A 23,629-nucleotide genomic window follows, 5' to 3' on the forward strand; every position below is an offset into this window, starting at 1 on the left:
ATGCCATAAGGCTTATGGGAATTTTCCAACGGGGGGCAGATGCGTTTTCATAAGGCGGAATCAGCCTTTTTCGTCTTCATTTTCGTGATCCTGGCCGCCGGCCTGGTGACGCTTCACGCCTATGGGCTTCTGCAGGCCTTCGCCGACGGCGTCAGCGCTCCGGACCGGGTCGAGCAGATCTCTTACCTCAACAAGTTGCTGTTCGCGACCGGCGTGCTTCTGGCAACCGCGCTGTTCTTCGGCATTTTCTTCATCTACCCGCTGATCCGCAAGCAGGCGACGGAAGAAGGCAAGCTCCGCGCCATGACGGTTTCGCTCAGCGCCCGTTCGGAAACGCTTGAGCATGCGGCGCTGACCGATGGCCTGACCGGTATGCAGAACCGGCGCTATTTCGACGATGCGCTGAGGGAGTATCTCGAGGAATTCCGTCGTATCGAGAAGCCGGTCGGGCTGATGATTCTTGATCTCGACCATTTCAAGCAGGTCAACGACACCCACGGACATGATGTCGGCGACCAGGTGTTGCGGGCGGTCGCCAACTGTCTCAAGGACATGACGCGCTATCACGACGTGGTGGCGCGCCTGGGCGGCGAGGAGTTTGCCGTGGTCACGCCCAACATGGACGCCGACCTTCTGTCCAAATTCGCCGAGCGCATCCGAAAGGCGATCGCCAACATGTCGATATTGTCAGGCAATGTTCGCCTGAAGATCACCACCAGCGTCGGTCTTGCCGTTTGGGACCGCAAGGAAACGGCCGAAGAGTTCTATCGCCGCGCCGACCGCCAGCTTTATGAAGCAAAGAGGCAAGGCCGCAACCGCGTCTGCGCCTGAAAATCCCGTCACTAAATTCGTGATGCTGGCCGTCTGGTGCCGTTTTCGGCGCTTCCGGCCTTCGCCGGCCGAAGCCATTCATGAGCGGTCGTGGCAGTTAAGGCTACGGCCGGCGTAGGCCGGTGCTCACGGACTAAAATGTCCGCTCCGCTCCGCTTCTCGAAAACGACGCCATACGACTCAGCCTGACGAATTTCCTGGCGGGATTTGTCCAAGCTCGCGAGCGAGGCCGCAATCTCGGAAGTTTGACGCGGCTTGCCGAAAGCAAGCATAGAACGTCGTTCAATCGTTTTGCGGGCGCAGGCCGAAGGTCGCTGGCTTGAGGCCATAGCGCATGTCGAAGTCGTCGTCCGGCTGGATGCGCGCGACGGGCGGCTTACGATAGTCGGGATCGCCGGCCTGCTTGCTCGTGTCAACGACTTCGGCGAAGGCCATCGCCTGCTGCGGTTTCGGCACGTTGCGCAGCCTCTCGACGATCGCAGCCAGATCGACATCGTTGCCGGTTTCAGACGGCAAGGTTTCCTTGCGCTTGGCCGTGCCGGGCACCAGATCCTCGGACAGCTTTTCGAACTTCAGCCGCATGGTCGTTGCCACGCCTTCACCGAAGGCGATGGCTTCGCGCTGCCCCATCGAAGACAGGAAGGCCAGCGTCGAGGCCGAGGAATCGGCGATCGCCGAGCGTATGATCGCCTGGTCCTGCTCATTGGCAAGCCGCATGGCGAAAAAGGTCGAGCACTGCGACAGGATGGTGGGGTCGAGCTCGCCCGGGCGCTGAGTAACGACGCCGAGATAGCAACCATACTTGCGACCTTCCTTGGCGATGCGCGACAGCGCGTGCCGGGTTGGCGCGAAACCAAGGCGCGGATCGGCCGGCATATAGCGGTGCGCTTCCTCGCACAGCAGAAGCAACCGCAGCCGGCCTTCGCTCCACAGCGCCAGGTCGAAAGCCAGGCGCGCCAGCACCGAGCAGACGGAATTGACCACTTCCGATGGCATGCCGGCCATTTCGAAGCAGGTCACCGGGCGTCCGTGGTGCGGCACGCGGAAAATGTTGCCGATCGTCTCGTGGATGGTGTCCTCGATCAGCCGCGAGTTGAACATGAAACGGTAGCGGGGATCCGAGGCCGCCGACTCGATGCGCGTCTTCAGCGATTTGAGGGTGGGGCGGTCGTTCTTGCTTTCCAGCAATCCCATGCGCTCGTCGATCTGCTTGATGAGATCGGCAATGCGATAGGGCACCGGCGTGTCCGCAGTCAGCGCATCGGTGCCGCGCCTGAGATAGGTAGTCGAATTCGGGTTGCGATACAGGTTCTTGGCCGCGGGAATGAGATCGCGCAAGGCATCGACCTCTTCCGGCACCGTCTCGCGTCCGCGAAACAGCACTTCGGCAAATTCCTCGAGCCTGAACATCCAGAAGGGCAGGTCGAGCGTCGCCGAATCGACCTTGACGCAGTATTCCGGCAGGGACGCGGCGAACTCGTTATGCGGGTCGAGGATGAGAACGCGCAGGTCGGGTCGAGCGGCGATCGACTTGCGCAAAAGCAGCGAGACGGCGGTGGATTTGCCGACGCCGGTGGTGCCGACAATGGCGAAATGGCGCGCCAGCGTGTCGTCGATGGCGATGTTGGCGTCGATCGCCTCGTCCTGTGAAAGCGTGCCGATGGTGATCGAGTGACGTCCGGCGAGATCATAGACCGCTTGCAGGTCGCGGCTGCGGATGCGGTGGGCGATGGCGCCGATATGCGGATAGGTGGTGATGCCGCGGTCGAAGACCGGCTTGGCGCCGGGCTCTGCGCCGTCTCGCACCTCGCCGATGAGCTCGATGCTGACTTCGATCGGGTTCTGGCCCTCATCGCTCCAGGCGCGATCCGACTTGCCGATCTCGTAGACCAGGCCGACGGTTCGCGTGTTGCCAAGATTGATGGAGATCATCTTGCCGACGGTCCAAAGGCCGGTGACCGCGCCTTCGATATCGTCGGCATAGGCGCTGATGGTCGCGCGCGCGCCGTCGCACTGCACGACATTGCCCAGAATGCGCTTGTCGCTCTGCTCCGGCTTGCGGCGCTCCTGCGATGTCGGCTCTCCGACGGAGGCTTCGCGGTCGATGAACATGGCCAGGCTATACTTCCCATTCCCCAGGCGATCGACCTTACATCGACGGGGTTAAGGTGGGGTGAGGTCGGATGGTGTAGGGGCCCTTAAGCCATTCGCGAAAATTGACTCAAACGGACTCCTTGCTCGCCTCCGTGAATTCAATATACTGGATTTATGATTGATATAGCGAACGATATTTCATCGACTATCGGCAAGAGAATACGCTCCGAAAGGGCCTTGAGGGGCTGGTCGCTGGCGGAACTCGCGGACCGCTCCGGCGTGTCGAAAGCAATGCTCAGCACGATAGAGCGCGGCAAGACGAGCCCGACCGCAGCACTTCTCGTGCGCATCGCGGCGGCCTTCGGCATGACGCTTTCCACCCTCATCGCACGGGCCGAGCTGCAAGGCGGCGGGCTGCTTCGCGAAAGCGATCAGCCGGTCTGGCGCGATCCCGCCACGGGTTATATCAGGCGGCATCTTTCGCCGGTCTCCGACATGCCGCTCGAATTGATCAGGGTGCAGCTGCCGGCGGGAGCCAAGGTAAGTTTTCCGGCAGCATCCTATGCCTTCATCAGACGGCAGATCTGGCTGATTTCCGGACGGCTGGAATTCACCGAGGGCGAAATCGTACACAGACTTGAACCCGGCGACTGCCTGGCTCTTGGCGCGCCGTCGGATTGCGCCTTCCACGCTCCCGGACCGGGCGCCGCCGACTATCTGGTCGCGCTGGCCAGAGGCTGAGGCGATGGCGCGTCGCCCGAAACGAACCGACAATGGCGGCCCGCCTCTCGACGACTATGACGGCCCGCCATGGGGCAAGGGCGACGCCTACATCTTCCTTGCCTGGCAGGCCGCCCATGCCAAGGCCTGGAAGGCGCCAAGCCGTGACGTCATGCTGATGCGGCTGGACAAGGCCGAGCGGCTGGGCCTGACCTATGAGGAATACACGCTCGAACTTCTGGAGCGCGGACGCCACCTGCAGGAAGAGGATGCCGAGCGCATCACCGAGATCAAGGCGGCCCGTAAGCGCCGCCGCTCCAGATAAAGATATCAGCCACAAGCCAAGCCGGGCGTCGCCTCCTATCCCTTGTGGTAAACTTGCTGCAGTCCGTAGACCGGCGTTTCGATGCCCTCATGCCGTGCCTTCAGTTGCAGCGACAGGAACTGCGAATAGTGGCGTGACTGGTGGAGATTGCCGCCGTGGAACCAGAGTGCCTCCTGCTGGGTCGGCTTCCACATGTTGCGCTGTTCGCCCTCCCAGGGACCGGGGTCCTTGGTGGTGTTCGAGCCGAGACCCCAGCACTTCCCGACCTTGTCGGCGACCTGTTGCGAGATCAGTTCCGCCGCCCAGCCGTTCATCGAACCGTAGCCGGTGGCATAGACGACGACATCGGCCGGCAGCTCGGTGCCGTCGCTGAGCAGGACCGAATGTTCCTTGATCTCCTCCACGTCGACGCCGCTCTTCAGCTTGATGGCGCCGTCGATGATCAGCTGTGAGGCGCCGATGTCGATATAGTAGCCGGAACCGCGCCTGAGATACTTCATGAACAGGCCGGAGCCATCGTCACCCCAGTCGAGCATGAAGCCGGCCCTTTCCAGCCCCTCGTAGAATGCCGCATCGCGATTCTTCATCTCCTGGTAGAGCGGGATCTGGAATTCGTGAAGGATCTTGTAGGGCAGGGAGGCGAAGATGAGATCGGCCTTGGCCGTGGTCATGCCGTCTTGCACGGCCTGTTCCGAATAGAGCGCTCCGAGCCCGACATCCATCAGCGTGTCGGATTTGACGATGTGCGTGGTCGATCGCTGCACCATGGTGACGTCGACGCCCGCTTCCCAGAGAGCGGCGCAGATATCATGCGCGGAATTGTTCGAGCCGATAACGACAACCTTCTTGCCAAGGTACTTATCCGGACCGGGATGTTTCGAGGAATGGTGCTGATCGCCCTTGAAATTCTCCATGCCCTTGAACTTCGGGATGTTCGGCCGGCCCGACATACCGGTCGCCAGCACCAACTGCTTCGGCTTCAGCGTGATGTCCTTGCCGTCGCGATGGACGACCACCGTCCATTCCTTTTTCTCGTCGTCATAGGTGGCGCTCTTTGCCTCAGTGGAGGACCAGTAGTTCAGCTCCATGACCTTGGTGTACATTTCCAGCCAGTCGCCGATCTTGTCCTTGGGCGAGAAGACCGGCCAGTTTCTGGGGAAGTCGATATAGGGCAAATGGTCGTACCAGACCGGGTCGTGCAGGCAGAGCGACTTGTAGCGCTTGCGCCATGAGTCGCCGGCACGCTCGTTCTTCTCGATGATGATGGTCGGCACGCCGAGCTGCCTCAGCCGGGCGCCGAGCGCGATGCCGCCCTGGCCGCCGCCGATGATGAGCGTGTAGGGTTGCGTCTTGAAGCCGAGTTCGGCCGCCTCCTTCTCGCGCTCTTCCTTCCAGGTCGGCCGGTTTTTTCCATGGCCATGCTTGGCGCCCAATGGCCGGGCAAAGCCGGCAGGCTCCTCATGACCCTTCAACTCGACCATGGTGGTGAGCAGCGTCCAGATCTTGCCGTTCTTCAGCCTGATATGGCCGAAGCCGCGCGCAACCTCCGTTTCGAAGCTGATCCAACCTTCCAGCAACTCGCCGCTTTCGCTGGCCTCCTCGCCCTTGGCGAGCGCCCAGTTCGAAGGTTTCGTCTTCGCCAGCTGACTCACCAGCATGTCGCGCACCTGGTCGCGACCTTCCATGGTCTTGATGTTCCAGGTGAAGGTCACCAGGTCGCGCCAGTAGCAGTCTTCCTGAAAGCACCCGACCGCCTTGTCGATGTCGCCGGCGCTCAACGCTGCGCCGAATTGGTCGAGCAGGTCGGACAGTTTCTTGGCTGGAGCCTTGTCGAGCATCAAATTTCCTCCCGTGAAGTCCTGGTCGTCATTGTGGCTTTGCCGGGCCCTCCCAGCCCGTCGATCGGAGTATCGCGGCAAAAGCCGCGCCGCGTCACGTCCTCAAATAGTTTGGCGTGATTTCAGCAACTTATCGGGATGATCGCAGCTTCCGGTGTTGCAAGCGGTGGCGCCGGACAGTGCTTGCAGCGAAAAACAGGCGGCGCGAAGCGGCGGCCGACTCGAAACCAGCCGATGCCGCGCATATTCGCCGTTGACAGCGGCGCAAAACCAATTCTATTGTCCGCCACCATGAAAACGGCACTCATTCTCGTAGTAGGAAGGCGCGTGGGCAAGGCGGTGTAACCGCCGGGCGAAAACCTCCCATGCGCAAGACACAGGCTCCCTTGGGGGCCTTTTTTATTGCCCGAAACACGACTAAACGACCAGCAATCGCCGATGGCGGACAGTACGGGACCAGACCGATGAGCAGTGGACAGAACGAGCGGCGCGAAATGCCAAGGACCGAAATGCCAAGATCCGAAATGACTGGCGCCGAAATGGTGGTGCAGGCGCTGAAGGACAACGGCGTCAAGCATGTTTTCGGCTATCCGGGCGGCGCGGTTCTGCCGATCTATGATGAGATATTCCAGCAGGACGAGGTCGAGCACATCCTCGTCCGTCACGAGCAGGGCGCCGGCCATGCGGCGGAGGGTTATGCGCGCTCGACCGGTAAGGCCGGCGTCATGCTGGTGACCTCGGGGCCGGGCGCCACCAACGCCGTGACGCCGTTGCAGGATGCGCTGATGGATTCGATCCCGCTGGTCTGCCTGACCGGTCAGGTACCGACTTCGCTGATCGGCTCGGATGCTTTCCAGGAGTGCGACACGGTCGGCATCACGCGCCCCTGCACCAAGCACAACTGGCTGGTCAAGGACGTCAACGATCTCGCGGCAATCATCCACGAGGCCTTCCATGTCGCGACCACCGGGCGCCCCGGCCCCGTCGTCGTTGACATCCCGAAGGACGTGCAGTTCGCCAAGGGCACCTATGTGCCGCCACAGACGGCGCCGCGCACGAGCTACCAGCCGAAGGTCCAGGGCGACCTGGAGAAGATCAAGGCGGCGGTCGCACTGATGGCCGGCGCCAAAAAGCCGATCCTCTATACGGGCGGCGGTGTCATCAATTCCGGCCCGGAGGCCAGCCATTTGCTGCGCGAACTGGTCGATCTGACCGGCTTCCCGATCACCTCGACGCTGATGGGCCTTGGCGCCTATCCGGCGTCGGGCAAGCACTGGATGGGCATGCTCGGCATGCACGGCACCTATGAGGCCAACATGGCGATGCACGATTGCGACGTCATGATCTGCATCGGCGCGCGCTTCGACGACCGCATCACCGGCCGGCTCACCGCGTTCTCACCGAACTCGAAGAAGATCCATATCGACATCGACCCGTCGTCGATCAACAAGAACGTCCATACCGACGTGCCGATCCTCGGCGATGTCGGCCGGGTACTGGAGGATCTGGTGCGGCTGTGGCGGGCGACCGCCAAGGCCGACAAGAAGGCGCTCCACCCGTGGTGGGAGCAGATCGCGAAATGGCGCGCGCGGGATTCGCTCGCCTACAGGATGAATCACGACGTGATCATGCCGCAATACGCCATCCAGCGGCTCTACGCGCTGACCAAGGACATGGACACTTACATCACCACCGAGGTCGGCCAGCACCAGATGTGGGCGGCGCAGCACTATCATTTCGAGAAGCCGAACCGCTGGATGACCTCGGGCGGGCTGGGCACGATGGGCTATGGCCTGCCGGCGGCGCTCGGCGTGCAGATCGCGCATCCGGATGCGCTGGTCATCGACATTGCCGGCGACGCCTCTGTGCAGATGACGATGCAGGAGATGAGCGCGGCGGTGCAGCACGAAGCGCCGATCAAGATTTTCATCCTCAACAACCAGTATATGGGCATGGTGCGGCAGTGGCAGCAGCTTCTGCACGGCAACCGGCTGTCGCATTCCTACACCGAGGCGATGCCGGATTTCGTCAAGCTCGCCGAAGCCTATGGCGGCCATGGCATTCGCTGCGAGAAGCCGGACGAGCTGGACGATGCGATCAAGGAGATGATTTCGGTGAAGAAGCCGGTGATCTTCGATTGCCGCGTGGCGACGCTTGCCAACTGCTTCCCGATGATCCCGTCGGGCAAGGCGCACAACGAGATGCTTCTGCCGGACGAGGCGACCGACGAGGCGGTGGCCAACGCCATCGACGCCAAGGGCAGGGAACTGGTGTAGCGCTGAAGCAGGGCTGTCGGAAGAAGCCGTGCGGAAACAGAGAATTAGCTCAAAAGTTTGAAATCGAGATTCATGTCATGAACGCACAGCTTCAACCGACCGGTTCCGCCTATTTCATCGCCAAGGAAACGGAAAAGCCCGAGAATCACACGCTTTCCGTGCTGGTCGACAACGAGCCGGGCGTGCTTGCCCGGGTCATCGGACTGTTTTCCGGCCGCGGCTACAATATCGAAAGCCTGACGGTCTCCGAAACCGAGCACGAGAAGCATCTGTCGCGCATCACCATCGTGACGCGCGGCACGCCACATGTGCTGGAGCAGATCAAGCACCAGCTCGAGCGCATCGTCCCGGTGCACCGTGTCGTCGATCTCACCGTGCGCTCGCATGAGCTCGGCCAGGAACGGCCGCTGGAGCGCGAACTCGCGCTGGTTAAAGTAGCCGGCACCGGTGAAGCCCGCGTCGAGGCGCTGAGGCTGGCCGACGCCTTCCGCGCCAGCGTCATCGACGCCAATACCGAGCATTTCATCTTCGAGATCACCGGCAAGGGCTCCAAGCTCGACCAGTTCATCGCCATCATGAAGCCGCTCGGCCTGGTCGAAATCTGCCGAACCGGCGTGGCGGCGATGAACCGTGGTCCGCAGGGGATGTAGCATCCGGCGCTTTGGGGCCGACCGCTCTGGCGCCGCCTTTACCCGTTCTGTCGCTTTGCAATCCCGATCCTCTGGCCCCGCTGCCGTTAGGTGGCCTTTGTGCGTCAGAGGTAAAAGGACAACGTTGCTGACCTGCTTGAGAGAAAGCCATGACCGTCGACGCATTCCTTGCTCTGCTGGTCTATGCCTTCGTGACCTCGATCACGCCGGGTCCGAACAATTTCATGCTTCTGGCTTCCGGCGTGAATTTCGGCTTCGCCAAAACCATTCCGCACATGCTGGGCATCAGTCTCGGCTTCCTCGTGCTGCTGCTTGCCGTCGGCTTCGGTCTGGGCGCGGTGCTGACGGCATTTCCGGTTCTCCACACCGGATTGAAGATCGCGGGCGGCGCTTACCTGCTCTATCTCGCCTGGAAGATCGCCATGTCGCGTTCGTTCAGCGGTAAGGGCGAGACCAAGGCGCGACCGATGCGCTTCATCGATGCGGCGGCCTTCCAGTGGGTCAATCCCAAGGCATGGGTGATGGCGATCACCGCCATGGCCGTCTACACCGACCGGGATCACCCGTTCCTGTCGGTGGCGCTGATCTCGATCGCTTTCGCGATCGTCAACCTGCCGAGCGTTTCGACATGGACCGGTTTCGGCACGGCGCTGCGCGGTTTTCTGTCGGATCCGGCGCGGCTGAAGTGGTTCAACATCGCCATGGGCCTGCTGCTGGCGGCGACGCTGTGGCCGATGCTGCGGTAGGCGTGTTGATATTCATGGTGATACCGGCCCGCAAATGCGCTTCCGGTACTTCTCGCAGCCAACGATACGCTCCGTTCCGTTTCCGGGAAACCATCATTTTGGTCGCTTCGCGCCTGTCTGCGAAGCCGTCGCGCTTGCGGCCGGAGGGACGCGATCGTAATCTGACGCCATGTCCCATGATCACGACCATGACAACGAACTGGATCCGTTTGCCGCCCGGGTGCGGGCGCTGGAGACGATCCTCACCCAGAAAGGGCTGATCGATCCGGCCGCGATCGACGTGATCGTCGACACCTACGAGACGAAAATCGGTCCGCGCAACGGCGCCAAGGTGGTGGCGAAGGCATGGGCCGATCCGGACTTCGCGGCCTGGCTGAAGCGCGACGCGACGAGCGCGATCGCCTCGCTCGGCTACACCGGACGGCAGGGCGAGCACATGCAGGCCGTATTCAACACGGCGGACACGCACAATCTCGTCGTCTGTACGCTGTGCTCGTGCTACCCGTGGTCGGTGCTCGGGTTGCCGCCGGTCTGGTACAAGGCGCCGCCCTATCGTTCGCGCGCCGTCATCGATCCGCGCGGCGTGCTCGAGGAATTCGAGCTGACCTTGCCGGCAACGACAAAAATCCGGGTGTGGGACTCCACCGCCGAACTGCGCTATCTGGTCGTGCCGATGCGGCCCAAGGGCACCGAGGGCTGGAGTGAGGAGCAGTTGGCGGATCTGGTGACGCGCGACGCGATGATCGGCACCGGACTGGCACTGGAGCCAGCATGAACGGGCCGCAGGATCTCGGCGGGCAGATGGGGTTCGGGCCGGTCGCGCCAGAAAAGGACGAACCCTGTTTCCATGCCGCCTGGGAGAGGCGGGCGCTGGGTGTGACCTTGTGCGCCGGCGCCTTGGGGGCGTGGACTATCGACGAGAGCCGGCATGCAAGGGAATCGCTGCACCCGGCGGACTATTATGCCTCGAGCTATTATGAAATCTGGATCAAGGCGCTGGAAACCTTGCTCAAGCGGCATGGCTTCGTCAGCGGCCGGGATCTGGCCGCGGGCAAGGCAGTCGATCCAGCGGCGGCGCCAAAGCGGGTGCTGAAGGCGGTAAACGTGCCTGATGTGCTGGCCAAGGGCGGCCCTTGCGACCGGCCGGTTGCCACGCCGGCGCGGTTCAAAGCGGGCGATCTCGTGCGGACGAAGAACTTTCATCCGACCGGCCATACGCGGCTGCCGCGCTATGCGCGCGGCAAGCAGGGAACGATCGAGACCGTGCGTGAGGGCTTTGTCTTCCCGGACAGCAATGCGCATGGCCGGGGCGAGAACCCGCAATGGGTCTATACTGTGGTTTTCGACGGCGTGGCGATCTGGGGCGAGGGCGCCGACCCGACGCTGACCGTATCGATCGATGCCTGGGAGAGCTATCTTGAACCGGCGTGAGGCGACTTCACGCGCTGCCAGGCTGCCGGCGGGCGTCGATGCGCCGGTTTTTGCCGAACCATGGCAAGCGGAAGCCTTCGCCATGACGGTCGCGCTGCACGACAAGGGTCTGTTTTCCTGGAGCGAATGGGCGAGGGCCTTGTCCGCCGAGGTCAAGAAGCCGGGCGCGGCAAGCGACGGCCATGACTATTACGAGCACTGGCTGGCGGCGCTGGAAAAATTGCTGTCGGCCAAGGGCGTTGCCGGCAAGGGCAATGTCGACGCGCTCGCTGCCGCCTGGGAACGCGCCGCGCATGCAACACCACATGGCAAGCCGATCCTGCTGGAGAACGATCCCAGCCCGACCGAAGGTCGTGGCGGCGGCCCGACCGATTGTCGCGGCGGCCCGACCGGATAGTTCGTGGCGAGACCGATCCTTTGTTCTCTTTACGTTCTGGTCCTTGCCTGATAGCCTGATTTTAATGGTGCGAACGATAGCATCGATGGTGACGGCCTGACCTTGTCTTTCCCTCGCGAATCCGGTCTCTCGCGCTGATGGAATTCTCTCCTCAACAGGACGATGCGCTGAAAGCGGTCGCCAACTGGCTCAAGACCGGAAAGCCGCAGCTCTTCCGGCTGTTCGGCTATGCCGGCACCGGCAAGACGACGCTGGCGCGCTATTTCGCCGAGCATGTCGACGGCCAGGTGCAGTTCGCGGCCTTCACCGGCAAGGCGGCACAAGTGCTGCGTTCCAAGGGCGCGGTCAACGCCCGTACCATCCATTCGCTGATCTACCGGCCGAAGGGCGAGGAATCGGTAGCGGACGAGGTGACCGGCAAGACCTCGATGTCGCCGACCTTTTCGCTCAACCGGCAAAGTCCGATCTCGCGGGCCAAACTGGTGGTCATCGACGAATGCTCGATGGTCGACGAACAGCTTGGCCGCGACCTGATGAGTTTCGGCACGCCGATCCTTGTTCTGGGCGATCCTGGCCAATTGCCACCGATCTCGGGCGGCGGCTTCTTTACCGACCATGAGCCGGATATCCTGCTCACCGAAATCCACCGGCAGGCGCGCGACAACCCGATCATCCGGCTGGCGCTCGACGTGCGCGAGGGGCGAGAATTCATGCGCGGCGACTACGGCACGGCGCAGGTGATCGGCAAGGAAGACGTCACCCAGGAGCTGGTGCTGAAGGCGGATCAGGTGCTGGTCGGCACCAACAGGACGCGGCGTCGCTATAACCAGCGGCTGCGCGAATTGAAGGGGTTCAATGCCGACTATCCACAGGCCGGCGACAAGCTCGTCTGCCTGCGCAACGACCCGGCCAAGGGGCTGCTCAACGGCTCGCTGTGGAAGGTGATGACCTCGTCGCGCGAGACGGTGAAGCCCGGCATCAACCTCCTGGTTTCGCCGGAGGAGGACGATCCGGACCGCGGCGTTGCCAAGATCAAGCTGCTCAAGGCGGCGTTCGAGGATCCGGACGCCGACATTCCCTGGCAGCAGAAAAAGCGCTTCGACGATTTCGACTACGGTTACGCACTGACCGTGCACAAGGCGCAGGGGTCGCAGTGGAACGAGATCGTGCTATTCGACGAAAGCTGGGCGTTCAAGGAAACCCGCCAGCGCTGGCTCTACACCGCGATCACGCGGGCGGCCGAACGGCTGACGATTGTCAGGTAGGCCGGTCGAGCCAGGGGCCGGGCACTGCGTTATCGCGGGACAATCGGCCTGGCGCTGAGCCATTGCCAAGCGGCCGCTTCGTCCTCGCTCTTGAAATGCCTGAGTTCGGCTGGCAACGAAGCAGGCAGCAAGCCCTGCGCGTCGGGCACCCAGTTTGGCTCGCCGACCGCCGCGCAGCGGCTGACATGCTCCACTGCATGGGCCGTGCCCTGTTCGAGCGTTTCGTCCGACACATCGGCCCAATCGACGCCGTCATGGTCGATCAGGCGCACCAGCACGTCGATTTTCGGGTGCAGCGCATAAGCCGCCTCCAGCAATCCGAACAGGTTTTCCGCGTCGGCCGCCGTGACATGGCCGACGACGTCGATGGCGAAAAGGTCGTCGCGGTCGGTGTCGATGCGGCGAACCGCCGGCACTTCTTCAAGATAATTCACGAGGGCTTCCTCTTGCTGGACATTATCCGCCCTTCTGGAACACCGAAAACCCCCTGTCTGTTCCCGCCAATGGCGGTATAGATGGCCGCAAATACATCCGGACCCGAGAAGCCATGCCTGCAAAGCTCTCCGTCAATCTCAATGCCATCGCCATGCTGCGCAACCGGCGCGACCTGCCGTGGCCAAGCGTCATCGGGCTTGGGCGTCTGGCGCTGGCCGCGGGGGCGCATGGGCTGACGGTGCATCCGCGGCCCGACGAGCGGCACACCCGGCATTCCGACCTGCCGGAGATCAGGGCGCTGATCGATGACGAATTTCCCAGAGCTGAATTCAACATCGAAGGCTATCCGAGCGAGGAATTCCTGGCGCTTGTGGAAAAGCACCAGCCGGAGCAGGTGACGCTGGTGCCCGACGACCCTGCCCAGGCCACCTCGGACCATGGCTGGAACTTCGTCGCCGAGACTGCGTTCCTGACACCGATCGTCAAGCGCCTGAAGAAAGGGGGCTTTCGCGTGTCATTGTTTTCCGATGCGGATCCGGCAGGCGTGAAGGCCGCGCGCGATACCGGCGCCGACCGGATCGAGCTCTATACAGGCCCGTATGGCAGCTATCATTCCGATTCCGCGAAAGCGGCGAAAGAGCTGGAAAGATTGGGAAAAACCGCTGACGCCGCGCTCGCCGCCGGGCTTCAGGTCAATGCCGGCCACGATCTGGTGGTGAGCAACCTGCCGGCACTGGCAAAGCGCATCCCGGCATTGGCCGAAGTGTCGATCGGACATGGGTTGACAGCCGATGCATTGGAGTATGGCATGGCTGGCACGGTCAAAAGATATCTGAAGGCCTGTGGGTGGTAGAGATGGAAGCCTCGCATTGCGGACATGGCAGCCATCACGTTGGGGCACTTGATATTGCATCGCAGCAAGCGTAGAGCACCGCCCGCTTATCGGAGTGTCGCCTATGGCCCTTACCAACACTGGTAGTGAGGCAGAACCCGTCGAACAATCGAGCCATCCTGAGGTCGAAAAGCACAGCACCAAGGTCTTGATGCTGGGCGCGCTGGGCGTTGTCTACGGCGACATCGGCACCAGCCCGATCTACGCGCTTCGCGAAGCGCTGCATGCTTCGTCCGGCACCGATCCGCGCAGCGCCGTTTTGGGTATTCTGTCGCTGATCGTCTGGGCACTGACGATTATCGTGACAATCAAGTACGTCGCCTTCGTGCTTCGGGCGGATAACAAGGGTGAGGGCGGTACCCTGTCGCTCATGGCGCTGGCCCGGAAAGCTTATCCGGCTGGTTCCAGCATCATTCTTGGCATTGGTCTCTGCGGAGCCGCACTGTTTTTCGGCGACGCGATCATAACGCCTGCCATCTCGGTGCTTTCAGCGGTGGAAGGTCTGAGCGTGGCGACCCCGGCGTTCGACCCGTACGTGGTTCCCATTACGTTGGTAATTCTGGCCATCTTGTTCGCCGTGCAGCGCTTCGGGACCGGTAAAGTGGCCTCCGTTTTCGGGCCGGTGACAGCGCTCTGGTTTCTGGCGATCGGCATTGCCGGATTGCTGCACATCCTTGACGATCCCTCGGTACTTTTGGCAATCAATCCCTATTATGCGGTCGTCTACCTTGCCGAAGCCAAGACGGGCGCATTTCTTACGGTCGGCGCGGTTTTTCTGGCGGTCACCGGTGCTGAGGCGCTTTACGTCGATCTCGGCCACTTCGGTCGCCGTCCAATCGTGCTCGCCTGGTTCTGGATCGTCTTCCCCTGCCTGTTACTCAGCTATTTTGGGCAAGGCGCATTCGTTCTTGCTCACGGTGGGCTGCCCGACAATCCGTTTTTCCAAATGCTGCCGGATTGGGCGCTGATACCGATGGTTGCGCTCGCAACAGCAGCGACCGTCATCGCCAGTCAAGCCGTTATCTCCGGGGCGTTTTCGCTGACCCGGCAGGCGGTGCAGCTCAATCTTCTGCCCAGGATCGAGGTTCAGCATACGTCCGAGATGCAACTCGGCCAAATTTACATGCCGCGCGTGAACCTCCTTCTCGCACTCGGCGTGATGCTGCTGGTCGTCGGCTTCGGCAGTTCGAGCTCCCTGGCTTCCGCCTACGGAATTTCGGTGACAGGCGAGATGCTGATGACGACGATTTTGCTGTTCGTGGTGATGCGGTGGCAATGGAAATGGCAGGTCGCACTCGCCGCGGCGCTCGCGCTGCTCTTTGGCACGATAGATACCGGCTTTTTCCTGGCAAATATCGTGAAATTCGTGGAAGGCGGATGGGTTTCGATCGCTGTTGCCTGCATCATGGGGCTGATCATGGGGACCTGGATACGCGGGAGCCGCTATCTGTTCGACAAGACGCGCCGGAACGAGATTCCGCTCGATTTCCTTGCCGGCAATTTGTTGAAGAAGAAGCCGCAGCTGGTGTCCGGTACGGCCGTGTTCCTGACCAGCGACCCGCAAAGCGCGCCGACCGCGCTGATGCACAGCCTGAAGCACTACAAGGTGCTGCATGAACAGAACGTCATCCTGTCGGTGGTCACCGCGCAGCAGCCTCTCGTGCCCGATAGCGATCGGGTCAAGATGGAAACGATCAACGAGCTGTTCATGCGGGTGACGCTGACCTTCGGCTACATGGAGCAGCCCAACATCCCGCGTGCGCTGGCGATCTGCCGCAAGCAGGGCTGGAAGTTCGACATCATGACGACGTCGTTCTTCCTGTCGCGGCGCTCGCTCAAGGCGTCACCGAATTCCGGCATGCCGGTGTGGCAGGACAAGCTGTTCATCGGACTGGCCCGCACGGCGGCGGATGCGACCGAGTATTTCCAGATCCCGACCGGACGTGTGGTCGAGATCGGAACGCAGGTGGCGATTTAGGGCATGCCGTGAGAGCGGTCGAAGAATGAAATGCGGCGGGTGGAATAACCCGTTCTGTAGCGATCCTTCCCAGCCCCCACTGGCCTGCCGGCCATCTCCCCCGCAAGGGGGGAGATCGGATGCCGTGTCGGGCTTCGCCGATCTTCAGCGTTGGTGGAAGGGCGAGGCGCTGAAGCGGAATCTCCCCTTGCGGGGAGATGTCCGGCAGGACATAGGGGGTGCTGTCCCGCCGGCCTTGGAAGGTTCTGTACCGCGCGGCGGTGCTTTCATAGCCTTCAGCCAGCCAGAGCTGCCTTGTTCGCTTCGAGGAAATGCCTGAGCGACTGTGGCTTCTTGCCTGAAAGCGTCTCGATCGCGTCGGTCACCATGCCGATACGGCCCGAGCGCGTGTTGGTGTCGAAGGAAACGATGACGGGGGCGAAATCCGAGGGAATGCCCGCCGCCTTCAGTCCCTCGGTCAGCGCTTCGTCCGAAAGCTGGACGACCTCGATGGGCTTGCCGGTGACGTCGGTCACCAGGGCCGCGATCTCGGCGACCGTATGGGCCTGCGGACCCGTCAGCGTGTATGTGGCGCTTTCGACAGCGCCCGATGCAAGACCGGCGGCGATCGCCGCGGCCATGTCGTCGCGGGCGCCATGGGCAATGCGGCCGTCGGCGGCGGCTGTATACCAGTATCCAGAGGCAATGGCATGCGGCAGCGACATGAACAGGTTCTCCTGATACCAGCCGTTGCGGAAGATCGTATAGGGAATGCCGCTCGCCTTGATCGCCTGCTCGGTCCCGTAATGATCACCCGCAAACAGCACCGGCGATCCCGGCTCAGGAGTGGGCATCGAGGTGTACAGCAGATGCGAAACGCCGGCCTTCCTGGCTGCGGCGACTGCATTCTCATGCTGCTTGAGGCGCTTGCCCCCAAGGTCGATCTCGCCGGTCGAGATGATCAGGACCCTGTCGGCGCCGTTGAACGCATCGACGAGCGACGCCGCGTCATCGAAATCGGCTTGCCTGATGGTGACGCCGCGCGCCGCCAGGTCGGCGAGGCTTTCCGGATTGCGCGTGGCGGCGATGATGCGCGCGGGCGCAACGTTGAGCGTGTCCAGCAGATGATGGATGACGCCGCGGCCGAGCTGGCCGGAGGCGCCGGTGACGAGAAGGGTTTCGGTCATGGGGAGTCCTATCGTTGCGCCGGAGCGGCGGGTGCTTATATAAGTCTCAAAAAGAGACCAGCACTAAAATAGGAATTGACCGACCCTCGTAAAGAAGGCAGTTTTGCGGGAGGTAGGCAGGCGCAGGGAACCAGCGATGGACAGCAAGATCGTCAATCTGAGATCGAAGCTCGAGATTTACAAAGCGGGCAGCGGCGGGGGAAACATTGCGGACTGTCCAGTTCGCGATGTGATCCAGGGCATCAGCAACAAATGGAGTTCGCTGCTGATGATGGCGCTGGCCGAAAAGCCGTACCGCTTCGGCGAATTGCGGCGCTTGGTGCCCGACATCTCGCAGCGCATGCTGACCCAGACGCTGCACGATTTGCAGCGCGACGGCTACGTGCATCGCGAGGTGTTTCCGACGAAGCCGCCGAGCGTCGAGTATAGTCTGACCGATCTGGGGCGTTCAATGTTCGGGCCCCTGCATCAACTGCTCCAGTGGGCCGAGCGCAATCATGGTGCCGTGCGCGATGCGCGGAACGCTTTCGACAGCACCCAAGCGTGAAACCATCAAATATTCTTGCCTTGATGGTGGCTGGAACCGTGGTCGATCCGTTCAGGCGGATCGGGACCAAGGAAGCGCAGTGGCCGCCTCGTTGCGGCGGATGATTTTCGAGAGATGCGAACCCTTCGCTTGCAGGAATGCGTGAAGGCGCAGTGGATAGTCCGGGGTGACAGCGTCCTTCACCGACTCGCGTTCGTGCAATCCCTTCCGCCAGGCCTCGACAAGCGGCTTTCCGCTCAGGATGCCGAAATCGCTTATCCGGTCGAAGACGTCGAAATAGCGGAAGATCGGTCCATAGACAGCGTCGACCAGTGAAAAGCGCTCGCCGGCGAACCATGGCCCAGCTCGGCTGGTATCTCGCAGTTCCGCTTCGAGACGATCGAACATCGCCGATAGAGCTTGGCTTTCGGCAATGAAGGCGGCCTCGGTCAGTGCGCAATAGAGCCGACCGATGGCATTGAGGATGGCCGAGCCGAACTCGATCCAGGCGCGATGCCGGGCGCGCGCCAGCGGGTCGGCAGGATGGAGCGGGCTGGCATGCGTCTCCTCGAGGAATTCGAGGATGACCGCCGATTCGAAGATCACCGTTTCTTGGCCATTCTGCCGCACGCGCAGCAGCGGCACCTTGCCGAGCGGCGATATCACCTTGAACCAGGCCGGCTTGTTGGCGAGATCGATGGTGAGCCGCTCGAACGGCACGCCCTTCTCGCGGAGCGAGATGGCGGCGCGCTGCACGTAGGGACAGAGATGGTGGCTGACGAGAACGAGCTTGTCGGTCATTTCATTCTCCAGCATATAGTTGCAACTGCATCTACATATGGATGCGTCTGCATCTATTGTCAATCTTGATGCATTTGCATCTATCCCCTATGCTGCAATCCATGACGGAGAAAACCACCCCTTCGCCCAAAGCCATCAAGGCGTGGGCGCGCCTGATGCGCGTTTCGCGCCAGTTGCTGGAAAGGGCCGAAGACGCACTGAAAGACAGCGACTTACCGCCGCTTGCCTGGTACGACGTGCTGCACGAGCTTGCCGAAGCGGGCGAGAGTGGGTTGCGGCCATTCCAGCTGATCGAGCGCACCCTGTTTGCGCAATACAACATCTCGCGGCTGCTGGCCCGGCTCGAAGCGGACGGGCTGGTCGAGAAGCTCAGGGTTGCCGATGACGGGCGAGGACAGACTGTCCGCATTACAGGGAAGGGGCGCGAGACGCGCCGCCGCATGTGGGCCGTCTACGGGCGATCGATCGCGGAACTGGTCGGCGCCAGGCTTTCGGCAAGCGAGCTCGACGCATTATCGATGCTGCTTGGACGGCTTCGCCATCCACCCGCCAGCGATTGAGCTAGAGCGGGATGGGATTTGTAGGAGTCGTAGGATTCCCAAATCAGCAATGATCTGATTCAACATCGATGCTGGGAAGGAGGCCAGCATGGATGGCATCATATTCGATGGACCTTCGCGAACGGGTTGTGGCAGCGGTCAAGCAGGAGGGCATGTCGCGGCGTGCGGCGGCGGCTCGCTTTGGGGTCAGCTACAGCGCGGCGATCGAGTGGCTGAAGCTTTTCGAGGAGACCGGCAGCGTCAAGCCCCGCCAGGTCGGCGGCTATAAGCCGAAGAAGATATCGGGGGCGTGGCGCGACTGGCTGGTCGAGCGTTGCCGGGATAAGGCCTTCACCTTGCGCGGGCTTGTCGCCGAACTTGGCGAGCGCGGCCTGAAGGTCGACTATCGTTCGGTGTGGGAGTTCGTGCACGCCGAGGGGCTGTCGCATAAAAAAAGACGCTGATCGCCGCCGAGCAGGACCGTCCCGATGTGGCGCGCCGGCGGGCGCAGTGGGTTCAGTATCAGGGCCGGATCGACCCCGCCCGCCTGGTGTTCATCGACGAGACCTGGACCAAGACCAACATGGCCCCGCTCAGGGGCTGGGCGCCGGTCGGACAGCGGATCAAGGCCAAAGTTCCCAATGGCCACTGGAAGACAATGACCTTCCTGGCAGCGCTACGCCAGGATCGCGTCGACGCGCCTTGGCTCATCGACGGGCCGATCAACGGCGAGAGGTTCCTCCTCTATGTCGAGAAGGTTCTCTCGCCGACCCTTCGTCCGGGCGACATCGTCGTCTTGGACAATCTCGGCAGTCACAAAGGCAAGGCCGTGCGCCGCGCGATCCGAAACGCCGGCGCGAGGCTCTTCTTCCTGCCGAAATACTCGCCCGACCTCAATCCGATCGAACAGCTCTTCGCCAAGCTCAAGCACTGGCTGCGAAAGGCCGCAAAACGGACCGTCGAAACGGTTTGCGACGCCATCGGCCAGATTCTCAACCGCGTCACACCTGTCGAGTGCTCAAATTATTTCGCAAACTCAGGATATGACTGGAGGTAATCTCATCCCGCTCTAAAGCCTGGCTAGGCAGGTGTCACACGTCTGCTCCCGACTATTTTTTGTGTCGACCCCTCTTGCGCCGGGAACCGGATTGCGCGATAAGCCGAACCGTAACGTACGGTACGGCATGCGTGGCATCGGCGAGCGCGCCGCCACAGAGCAGGAAAAAGAGTTTGTTGCAGACAGGTGTCGACATCGATACTGGCGAAGCGCTGACGGAGCGGCAGAAAGCCGTGCTCGACGCCGCACTTCGCCTGCTGGTCGAGGAGGGCGATCACCTGACCATGGCCGCCGTGGCGCGGCGGGCGAGCTGTTCCAAGGAAACGCTCTACAAATGGTTCGGCGATCGCGACGGGCTTTTGACGGCAACGGTGCAATGGCAGGCCTCCAAGGTGCGGGTGGTGCCGGTCGACCGCAAGGGGCTCGACCTTGCCTCGCTGACGGCGAGCCTGGAGGGCTTTGCGTCCGACTGGCTCAAGGTGATTTCGAGCGACACGTCGATCGCGCTGAACCGTGTGGCGGTTGGCCACGCCGGTTCCGGAAAGGACGATCTCGGCGCCATCGTGCTGGGGAACGGCCGCTTTGCGCTGGCCAGGCGCCTGAAGCCGGTGCTGGAAGCAGGGCAGCAGGCCGGGCTTCTCGAGTTCTCGGATGCCGAAACGGCATTCCGCACCTTTTTCGGGCTGGTCGCCCGCGACGTGCAGATACGACTTCTGCTCGGCGACAGGCTGGAATTGACTGATGCGGCGATCGGCGGCGATGCCGTCCGGGCAACGCAGCAGTTTCTCGCTCTTTATGGAGCAAAAACCGGGCCCAAGGCCTCTAGATCCGGATGATTTCAGGTCAAGTCGACCTGAAATCTGAATCCGGCTCTAAATCAAAGCGAGAGCATGATGTCGTCCGAAAACCGCTTCACACTTTTCGGCATCATGCTCTGAATTCAACACGGGAAGGAAGAAAAATGCGTGTCTATTACGATCGCGACGCCGATCTCAACCTGATCAAGGGCAAGAAGGTCGCCATCATCGGCTATGGCAGCCAGGGCAGGGCGCATGCGCTCAACCTCAAGGATTCCGGCGCCAAGGATATCGCCATCGGCCTCAAGGCCGGCTCGGCGACCGCCAAGAAGGTCGAGGCCGACGGGCTCAAGGTGATGAGCGTGGCGGAAGCCGCCAAATGGGCCGACCTGATGATGATGGCGACGCCGGACGAACTGCAGGCCGACATCTACAGATCAGAGATTGCGCCGAACATCCGCGATGGCGCGGCGATCGCCTTCGCCCACGGCCTCAACGTGCACTTTGGCCTGATCGAGCCGAAGGCCTCGGTCGACGTCGTCATGATCGCGCCGAAGGGGCCTGGCCACACGGTGCGCGGCGAATACCAGAAGGGCGGCGGCGTGCCGTGCCTGGTCGCGGTCAACCAGGACGCTTCGGGCAATGCGCTCGATCTGGCGCTGTCCTATGCCTGCGGCGTCGGCGGCGGCCGGTCCGGCATCATCGAGACCAATTTCCGCGAGGAATGCGAGACCGACCTGTTCGGCGAACAGGTGGTGCTGTGCGGCGGTCTGGTCGAGCTGATCCGCGCCGGCTTCGAGACGCTGGTGGAGGCCGGCTATGCCCCGGAAATGGCCTATTTCGAGTGCCTGCACGAGGTCAAGCTGATCGTCGACCTCATCTATGAGGGTGGCATCGCCAACATGAACTACTCGATCTCGAACACCGCCGAATGGGGCGAATATGTTTCGGGCCCGCGCATCATCACCGCCGAAACCAAGGCCGAGATGAAGCGCGTGCTGAAGGACATCCAGACCGGCAAGTTCACCTCCGAGTGGATGCAGGAATACCGCGCCGGCATGTCGCGCTTCAAGGGCATCCGCCGTATCAACGACAGCCACCAGATCGAGGAAGTCGGCACCAAACTGCGGGCGATGATGCCGTGGATTTCAAAGAACAAGCTGGTCGACAAGGCCAAGAACTGACGTTGCTTAGAGATGGGCGGTGTATCGTTATCGCCGCCCTACTCGTACAATTCACCGACAAAAAATTCTGTGAGCTGAGCGGAGAGAACGTCGTCTATTTTTTTCAGTGAAGGTGACGATTATCTTTACAAATTTATAGATTTCAAAATACTTCAGATCACCTCTGTAAAGCACGGCACTTCTTGAGTCTTTAGAAGTTCGTACTTTTTTGTCAATTCAGTAATTCTCCTCACTGAAATGCATAGGAGTATGATGTCGCGAATTGCTAACTGCTTAGCTCGCGATTCATAATGACCGTGTCCAATAATGTCTGGAAACAGGGATGTAGAGTAGGTGGCCAGGCGGGCTGAAAAATCTACGATGTCGGCATAAGACTGCATACTAAGGTCTTTGTTCATTGCCATCTCGTCAGAAGACACCGCGGTGCTAGCTTATTGACCTCACGCATGACTTCAAGGCTGAGAGAGTTCTTATGAGCGCCTTGGTGACGACCATCTTGCGAGCACCACAGCCGGCGTTCAGCCGTAGTGCCAGTGAGGCTTCCGTTCCCTACCGGTGAACATCACGCCAACGCGGTCTTCGCGGCGCCAGCGGAGCACTGCCTTGTAGGCGATGCCGTCGGTCGGCACATAGAGCAGGAACTCGTCGGGCACGCGTGCATCGACCGAGACCCTCAGTTCGGCGCCGCCGTCATGCATGTTGCGCACCGTGCATGTGACCTCGGAATGGGTCATGCCGGTCAGGATCGTCGCGCCCTTGAAGACGCGCTGCCTGCGTTTGTTCCTGTTTTCCTCTTCAGCCATCGCGCACAATTCCCGGGCGATCGTCGCATATCTGGTCGTATTGGCAAGATGAATAGGCCTGCCTGCTAAACATAGCGTTATCATTGGCGGCGGCGAAAACAATTTCGCAGGCCCGGCCGAACGGAAAACGGCGCCGCGAGGGCGGCGCCGTCTGAAATGCATCAGTCGATCAGCTATAGGGCGACCAGCACTGCCGGCGCGGACCGCCATAGGGTTGGAACGTGTTGTCCCAGGCGCGATATGACCGGTAGCGATCGTAGCACCAGCGGACATGGGCGCTGGGAAGCGTGCGATAGTAACGGCGCGGCGCATAGTAACCGTTGTTGTAGTATCCTTGGTTGTAGTAGCCTTGGTTGTAGTAGCCTTGGTACAGGCTGCCAAGGCCGAACCCAAGGCCCAAACCGAGAAGCGCGGCGGCGCCGTTGTCGTCGTAGTAACGGCCGTAATAGCCGCCACCGTAGTACCGCCCACGATTCTGGCGCCAGTGCCGCCCACCGTTCCAGTTGCCACGGTTCCAGTGTCTACGGTTCCAATTGCCCGACCTTGCGAAACGACGCCCGTCATGGCGACGCCATTGCCAGTTGTTGAACTGCCGGTCATTGCCGCCCGCCCAGCTGTCGCGGACAGGCGTGATCGTCGGCGCAGCGGCTGCAGTTGGGAGCGGGACGTCAGGCTGAATGGGCCCGGCCATGGAAGGCGCCGAGAGGCCGGAAACAAGACCAAAGGCCAACATGCCCGATCGAATGGTAGTCAAAGAAAGCGGTTTCATTTCACTCTCCGAAGATGCAGGCCCCACGCTCAGAGTAACCCTAATCATGGACCTTTGCGTCTGAACGGAAGATGAACGGAAAAGGTCCATTAACCATAAATGAGCATTG

At 61.6% G+C, this 23,629-nt stretch carries 25 protein-coding genes; 17 read left to right on the forward strand and 8 right to left on the reverse strand.

Features of this window, described 5'->3' with window-relative positions:
* Positions 1-39: 39 nt before the first annotated feature.
* Positions 40-831 carry a GGDEF domain-containing protein gene (locus AC0NID_RS18575; RefSeq protein ID WP_473458995.1) on the forward strand — a complete coding sequence of 264 codons (792 nt, stop codon included), beginning with the start codon at positions 40-42 and terminating at the stop codon, positions 829-831.
* Between the two features lie 282 nt (positions 832-1,113).
* On the opposite strand, the gene AC0NID_RS18580 is transcribed toward AC0NID_RS18575, so the two are convergent.
* Positions 1,114-2,943: an ATP-binding protein gene (locus AC0NID_RS18580; RefSeq protein WP_473458993.1), complete on the reverse strand. Its 1,830-nt coding sequence runs from the start codon at positions 2,941-2,943 to the stop codon at positions 1,114-1,116.
* A 156-nt stretch (positions 2,944-3,099) separates the two neighbouring features.
* Here AC0NID_RS18580 and AC0NID_RS18585 point away from each other — a divergent pair, with 156 nt between their 5' ends.
* Together AC0NID_RS18585 and AC0NID_RS18590 are read left to right on the forward strand one after the other, a co-directional pair.
* Positions 3,100-3,666, forward strand: coding sequence for a helix-turn-helix domain-containing protein (locus AC0NID_RS18585; protein WP_473458991.1), 567 nt, complete (start codon positions 3,100-3,102; stop codon positions 3,664-3,666).
* 4 nt (positions 3,667-3,670) lie between these two features.
* Entirely contained in the window at positions 3,671-3,970 is a 300-nt protein-coding gene (locus AC0NID_RS18590) for a hypothetical protein (protein ID WP_473458989.1), read from the forward strand.
* Between the two features lie 35 nt (positions 3,971-4,005).
* Here AC0NID_RS18590 and AC0NID_RS18595 read toward each other — a convergent pair whose 3' ends face one another.
* Positions 4,006-5,808, reverse strand: a complete 1,803-nt coding sequence (locus AC0NID_RS18595; RefSeq protein ID WP_473458987.1) for an NAD(P)-binding domain-containing protein — start codon at positions 5,806-5,808, stop codon at positions 4,006-4,008.
* A 524-nt stretch (positions 5,809-6,332) separates the two neighbouring features.
* Here AC0NID_RS18595 and AC0NID_RS18600 point away from each other — a divergent pair.
* From AC0NID_RS18600 to AC0NID_RS18630, 7 genes are all read left to right on the forward strand, one after another.
* Positions 6,333-8,084: an acetolactate synthase 3 large subunit gene (locus tag AC0NID_RS18600; RefSeq protein WP_473458985.1), complete on the forward strand. Its 1,752-nt coding sequence runs from the start codon at positions 6,333-6,335 to the stop codon at positions 8,082-8,084.
* Between the two features lie 77 nt (positions 8,085-8,161).
* On the forward strand, positions 8,162-8,734 hold the full coding sequence (gene ilvN / locus AC0NID_RS18605; RefSeq protein WP_095494692.1) for an acetolactate synthase small subunit: 573 nt from the start codon (positions 8,162-8,164) through the stop codon (positions 8,732-8,734).
* Positions 8,735-8,883: 149 nt separating this feature from the next.
* A complete protein-coding gene (locus AC0NID_RS18610) occupies positions 8,884-9,480 on the forward strand; it encodes a LysE family translocator (RefSeq protein WP_473458982.1) in 597 nt (198 codons plus the stop codon).
* A 169-nt stretch (positions 9,481-9,649) separates the two neighbouring features.
* Positions 9,650-10,255 (forward strand): nitrile hydratase subunit alpha, encoded by a 606-nt coding sequence (gene nthA / locus AC0NID_RS18615; RefSeq protein ID WP_473458980.1) that lies wholly within the window; start codon positions 9,650-9,652, stop codon positions 10,253-10,255.
* Entirely contained in the window at positions 10,252-10,911 is a 660-nt protein-coding gene (gene nthB / locus AC0NID_RS18620) for a nitrile hydratase subunit beta (protein WP_473458978.1), read from the forward strand. Before nthA ends, nthB begins: the two co-directional genes overlap by 4 nt.
* The gene (locus AC0NID_RS18625) at positions 10,880-11,308 is read left to right on the forward strand and encodes a nitrile hydratase accessory protein (protein ID WP_473458976.1); all 429 of its coding nucleotides are present in this window, start codon (positions 10,880-10,882) and stop codon (positions 11,306-11,308) included. Before nthB ends, AC0NID_RS18625 begins: the two co-directional genes overlap by 32 nt.
* Positions 11,309-11,445: 137 nt before the next feature.
* Positions 11,446-12,573, forward strand: a complete 1,128-nt coding sequence (locus AC0NID_RS18630; RefSeq protein WP_292161049.1) for an ATP-dependent DNA helicase — start codon at positions 11,446-11,448, stop codon at positions 12,571-12,573.
* 29 nt (positions 12,574-12,602) lie between these two features.
* Here AC0NID_RS18630 and AC0NID_RS18635 read toward each other — a convergent pair whose 3' ends face one another.
* On the reverse strand, positions 12,603-13,007 hold the full coding sequence (locus AC0NID_RS18635) for a SpoIIAA family protein (protein ID WP_473458974.1): 405 nt from the start codon (positions 13,005-13,007) through the stop codon (positions 12,603-12,605).
* A 113-nt stretch (positions 13,008-13,120) separates the two neighbouring features.
* On the opposite strand from AC0NID_RS18635, the gene AC0NID_RS18640 reads away from it, so the two are divergent.
* Together AC0NID_RS18640 and AC0NID_RS18645 are read left to right on the forward strand one after the other, a co-directional pair.
* A complete protein-coding gene (locus AC0NID_RS18640; protein WP_473458972.1) occupies positions 13,121-13,861 on the forward strand; it encodes a pyridoxine 5'-phosphate synthase in 741 nt (246 codons plus the stop codon).
* A 103-nt stretch (positions 13,862-13,964) separates the two neighbouring features.
* The gene (locus tag AC0NID_RS18645; RefSeq protein ID WP_473458970.1) at positions 13,965-15,878 is read left to right on the forward strand and encodes a potassium transporter Kup; all 1,914 of its coding nucleotides are present in this window, start codon (positions 13,965-13,967) and stop codon (positions 15,876-15,878) included.
* 275 nt (positions 15,879-16,153) lie between these two features.
* Here the strand turns inward: AC0NID_RS18645 and AC0NID_RS18650 are convergent, their stop codons facing one another.
* Positions 16,154-17,044, reverse strand: coding sequence for an SDR family oxidoreductase (locus tag AC0NID_RS18650; protein ID WP_473458968.1), 891 nt, complete (start codon positions 17,042-17,044; stop codon positions 16,154-16,156).
* Positions 17,045-17,180: 136 nt separating this feature from the next.
* On the opposite strand from AC0NID_RS18650, the gene AC0NID_RS18655 reads away from it, so the two are divergent.
* A complete protein-coding gene (locus AC0NID_RS18655) occupies positions 17,181-17,591 on the forward strand; it encodes a winged helix-turn-helix transcriptional regulator (RefSeq protein WP_473458966.1) in 411 nt (136 codons plus the stop codon).
* A 51-nt stretch (positions 17,592-17,642) separates the two neighbouring features.
* On the opposite strand, the gene AC0NID_RS18660 is transcribed toward AC0NID_RS18655, so the two are convergent.
* Positions 17,643-18,371, reverse strand: coding sequence for a glutathione S-transferase family protein (locus AC0NID_RS18660; RefSeq protein ID WP_473458964.1), 729 nt, complete (start codon positions 18,369-18,371; stop codon positions 17,643-17,645).
* 101 nt (positions 18,372-18,472) lie between these two features.
* Here AC0NID_RS18660 and AC0NID_RS18665 point away from each other — a divergent pair, with 101 nt between their 5' ends.
* The 4 genes from AC0NID_RS18665 to ilvC all read left to right on the forward strand — a co-directional run bounded on the left by AC0NID_RS18665 (position 18,473) and on the right by ilvC (position 21,948).
* Complete coding sequence (locus AC0NID_RS18665; RefSeq protein WP_473458962.1) at positions 18,473-18,931, forward strand: MarR family winged helix-turn-helix transcriptional regulator; 459 nt, start codon at positions 18,473-18,475, stop codon at positions 18,929-18,931.
* A gap of 92 nt (positions 18,932-19,023) precedes the next feature.
* Positions 19,024-19,967, forward strand: a protein-coding gene (locus AC0NID_RS18670) for an IS630 family transposase (protein ID WP_473459538.1) whose coding sequence is annotated in 2 segments (ribosomal slippage) — positions 19,024-19,360 and positions 19,360-19,967 — 945 coding nt in all. Because the reading frame shifts where the segments join, the coding sequence is not laid out codon by codon here.
* Between the two features lie 173 nt (positions 19,968-20,140).
* Positions 20,141-20,803, forward strand: a complete 663-nt coding sequence (locus AC0NID_RS18675) for a TetR/AcrR family transcriptional regulator (RefSeq protein WP_473458960.1) — start codon at positions 20,141-20,143, stop codon at positions 20,801-20,803.
* A gap of 125 nt (positions 20,804-20,928) precedes the next feature.
* Positions 20,929-21,948, forward strand: coding sequence for a ketol-acid reductoisomerase (gene ilvC, locus AC0NID_RS18680; protein ID WP_473458958.1), 1,020 nt, complete (start codon positions 20,929-20,931; stop codon positions 21,946-21,948).
* Positions 21,949-22,100: 152 nt separating this feature from the next.
* Here the strand turns inward: ilvC and AC0NID_RS18685 are convergent, their stop codons facing one another.
* The 3 genes from AC0NID_RS18685 to AC0NID_RS18695 all read right to left on the reverse strand — a co-directional run bounded on the left by AC0NID_RS18685 (position 22,101) and on the right by AC0NID_RS18695 (position 23,520).
* Entirely contained in the window at positions 22,101-22,346 is a 246-nt protein-coding gene (locus tag AC0NID_RS18685; protein WP_473458956.1) for a hypothetical protein, read from the reverse strand.
* A gap of 120 nt (positions 22,347-22,466) precedes the next feature.
* Positions 22,467-22,751: a PilZ domain-containing protein gene (locus AC0NID_RS18690; RefSeq protein WP_473458954.1), complete on the reverse strand. Its 285-nt coding sequence runs from the start codon at positions 22,749-22,751 to the stop codon at positions 22,467-22,469.
* A gap of 169 nt (positions 22,752-22,920) precedes the next feature.
* Positions 22,921-23,520: a BA14K family protein gene (locus AC0NID_RS18695; protein ID WP_473458952.1), complete on the reverse strand. Its 600-nt coding sequence runs from the start codon at positions 23,518-23,520 to the stop codon at positions 22,921-22,923.
* Positions 23,521-23,629 lie beyond the last annotated feature (109 nt).

This window comes from Mesorhizobium sp. WSM4821 (assembly GCF_055901555.1).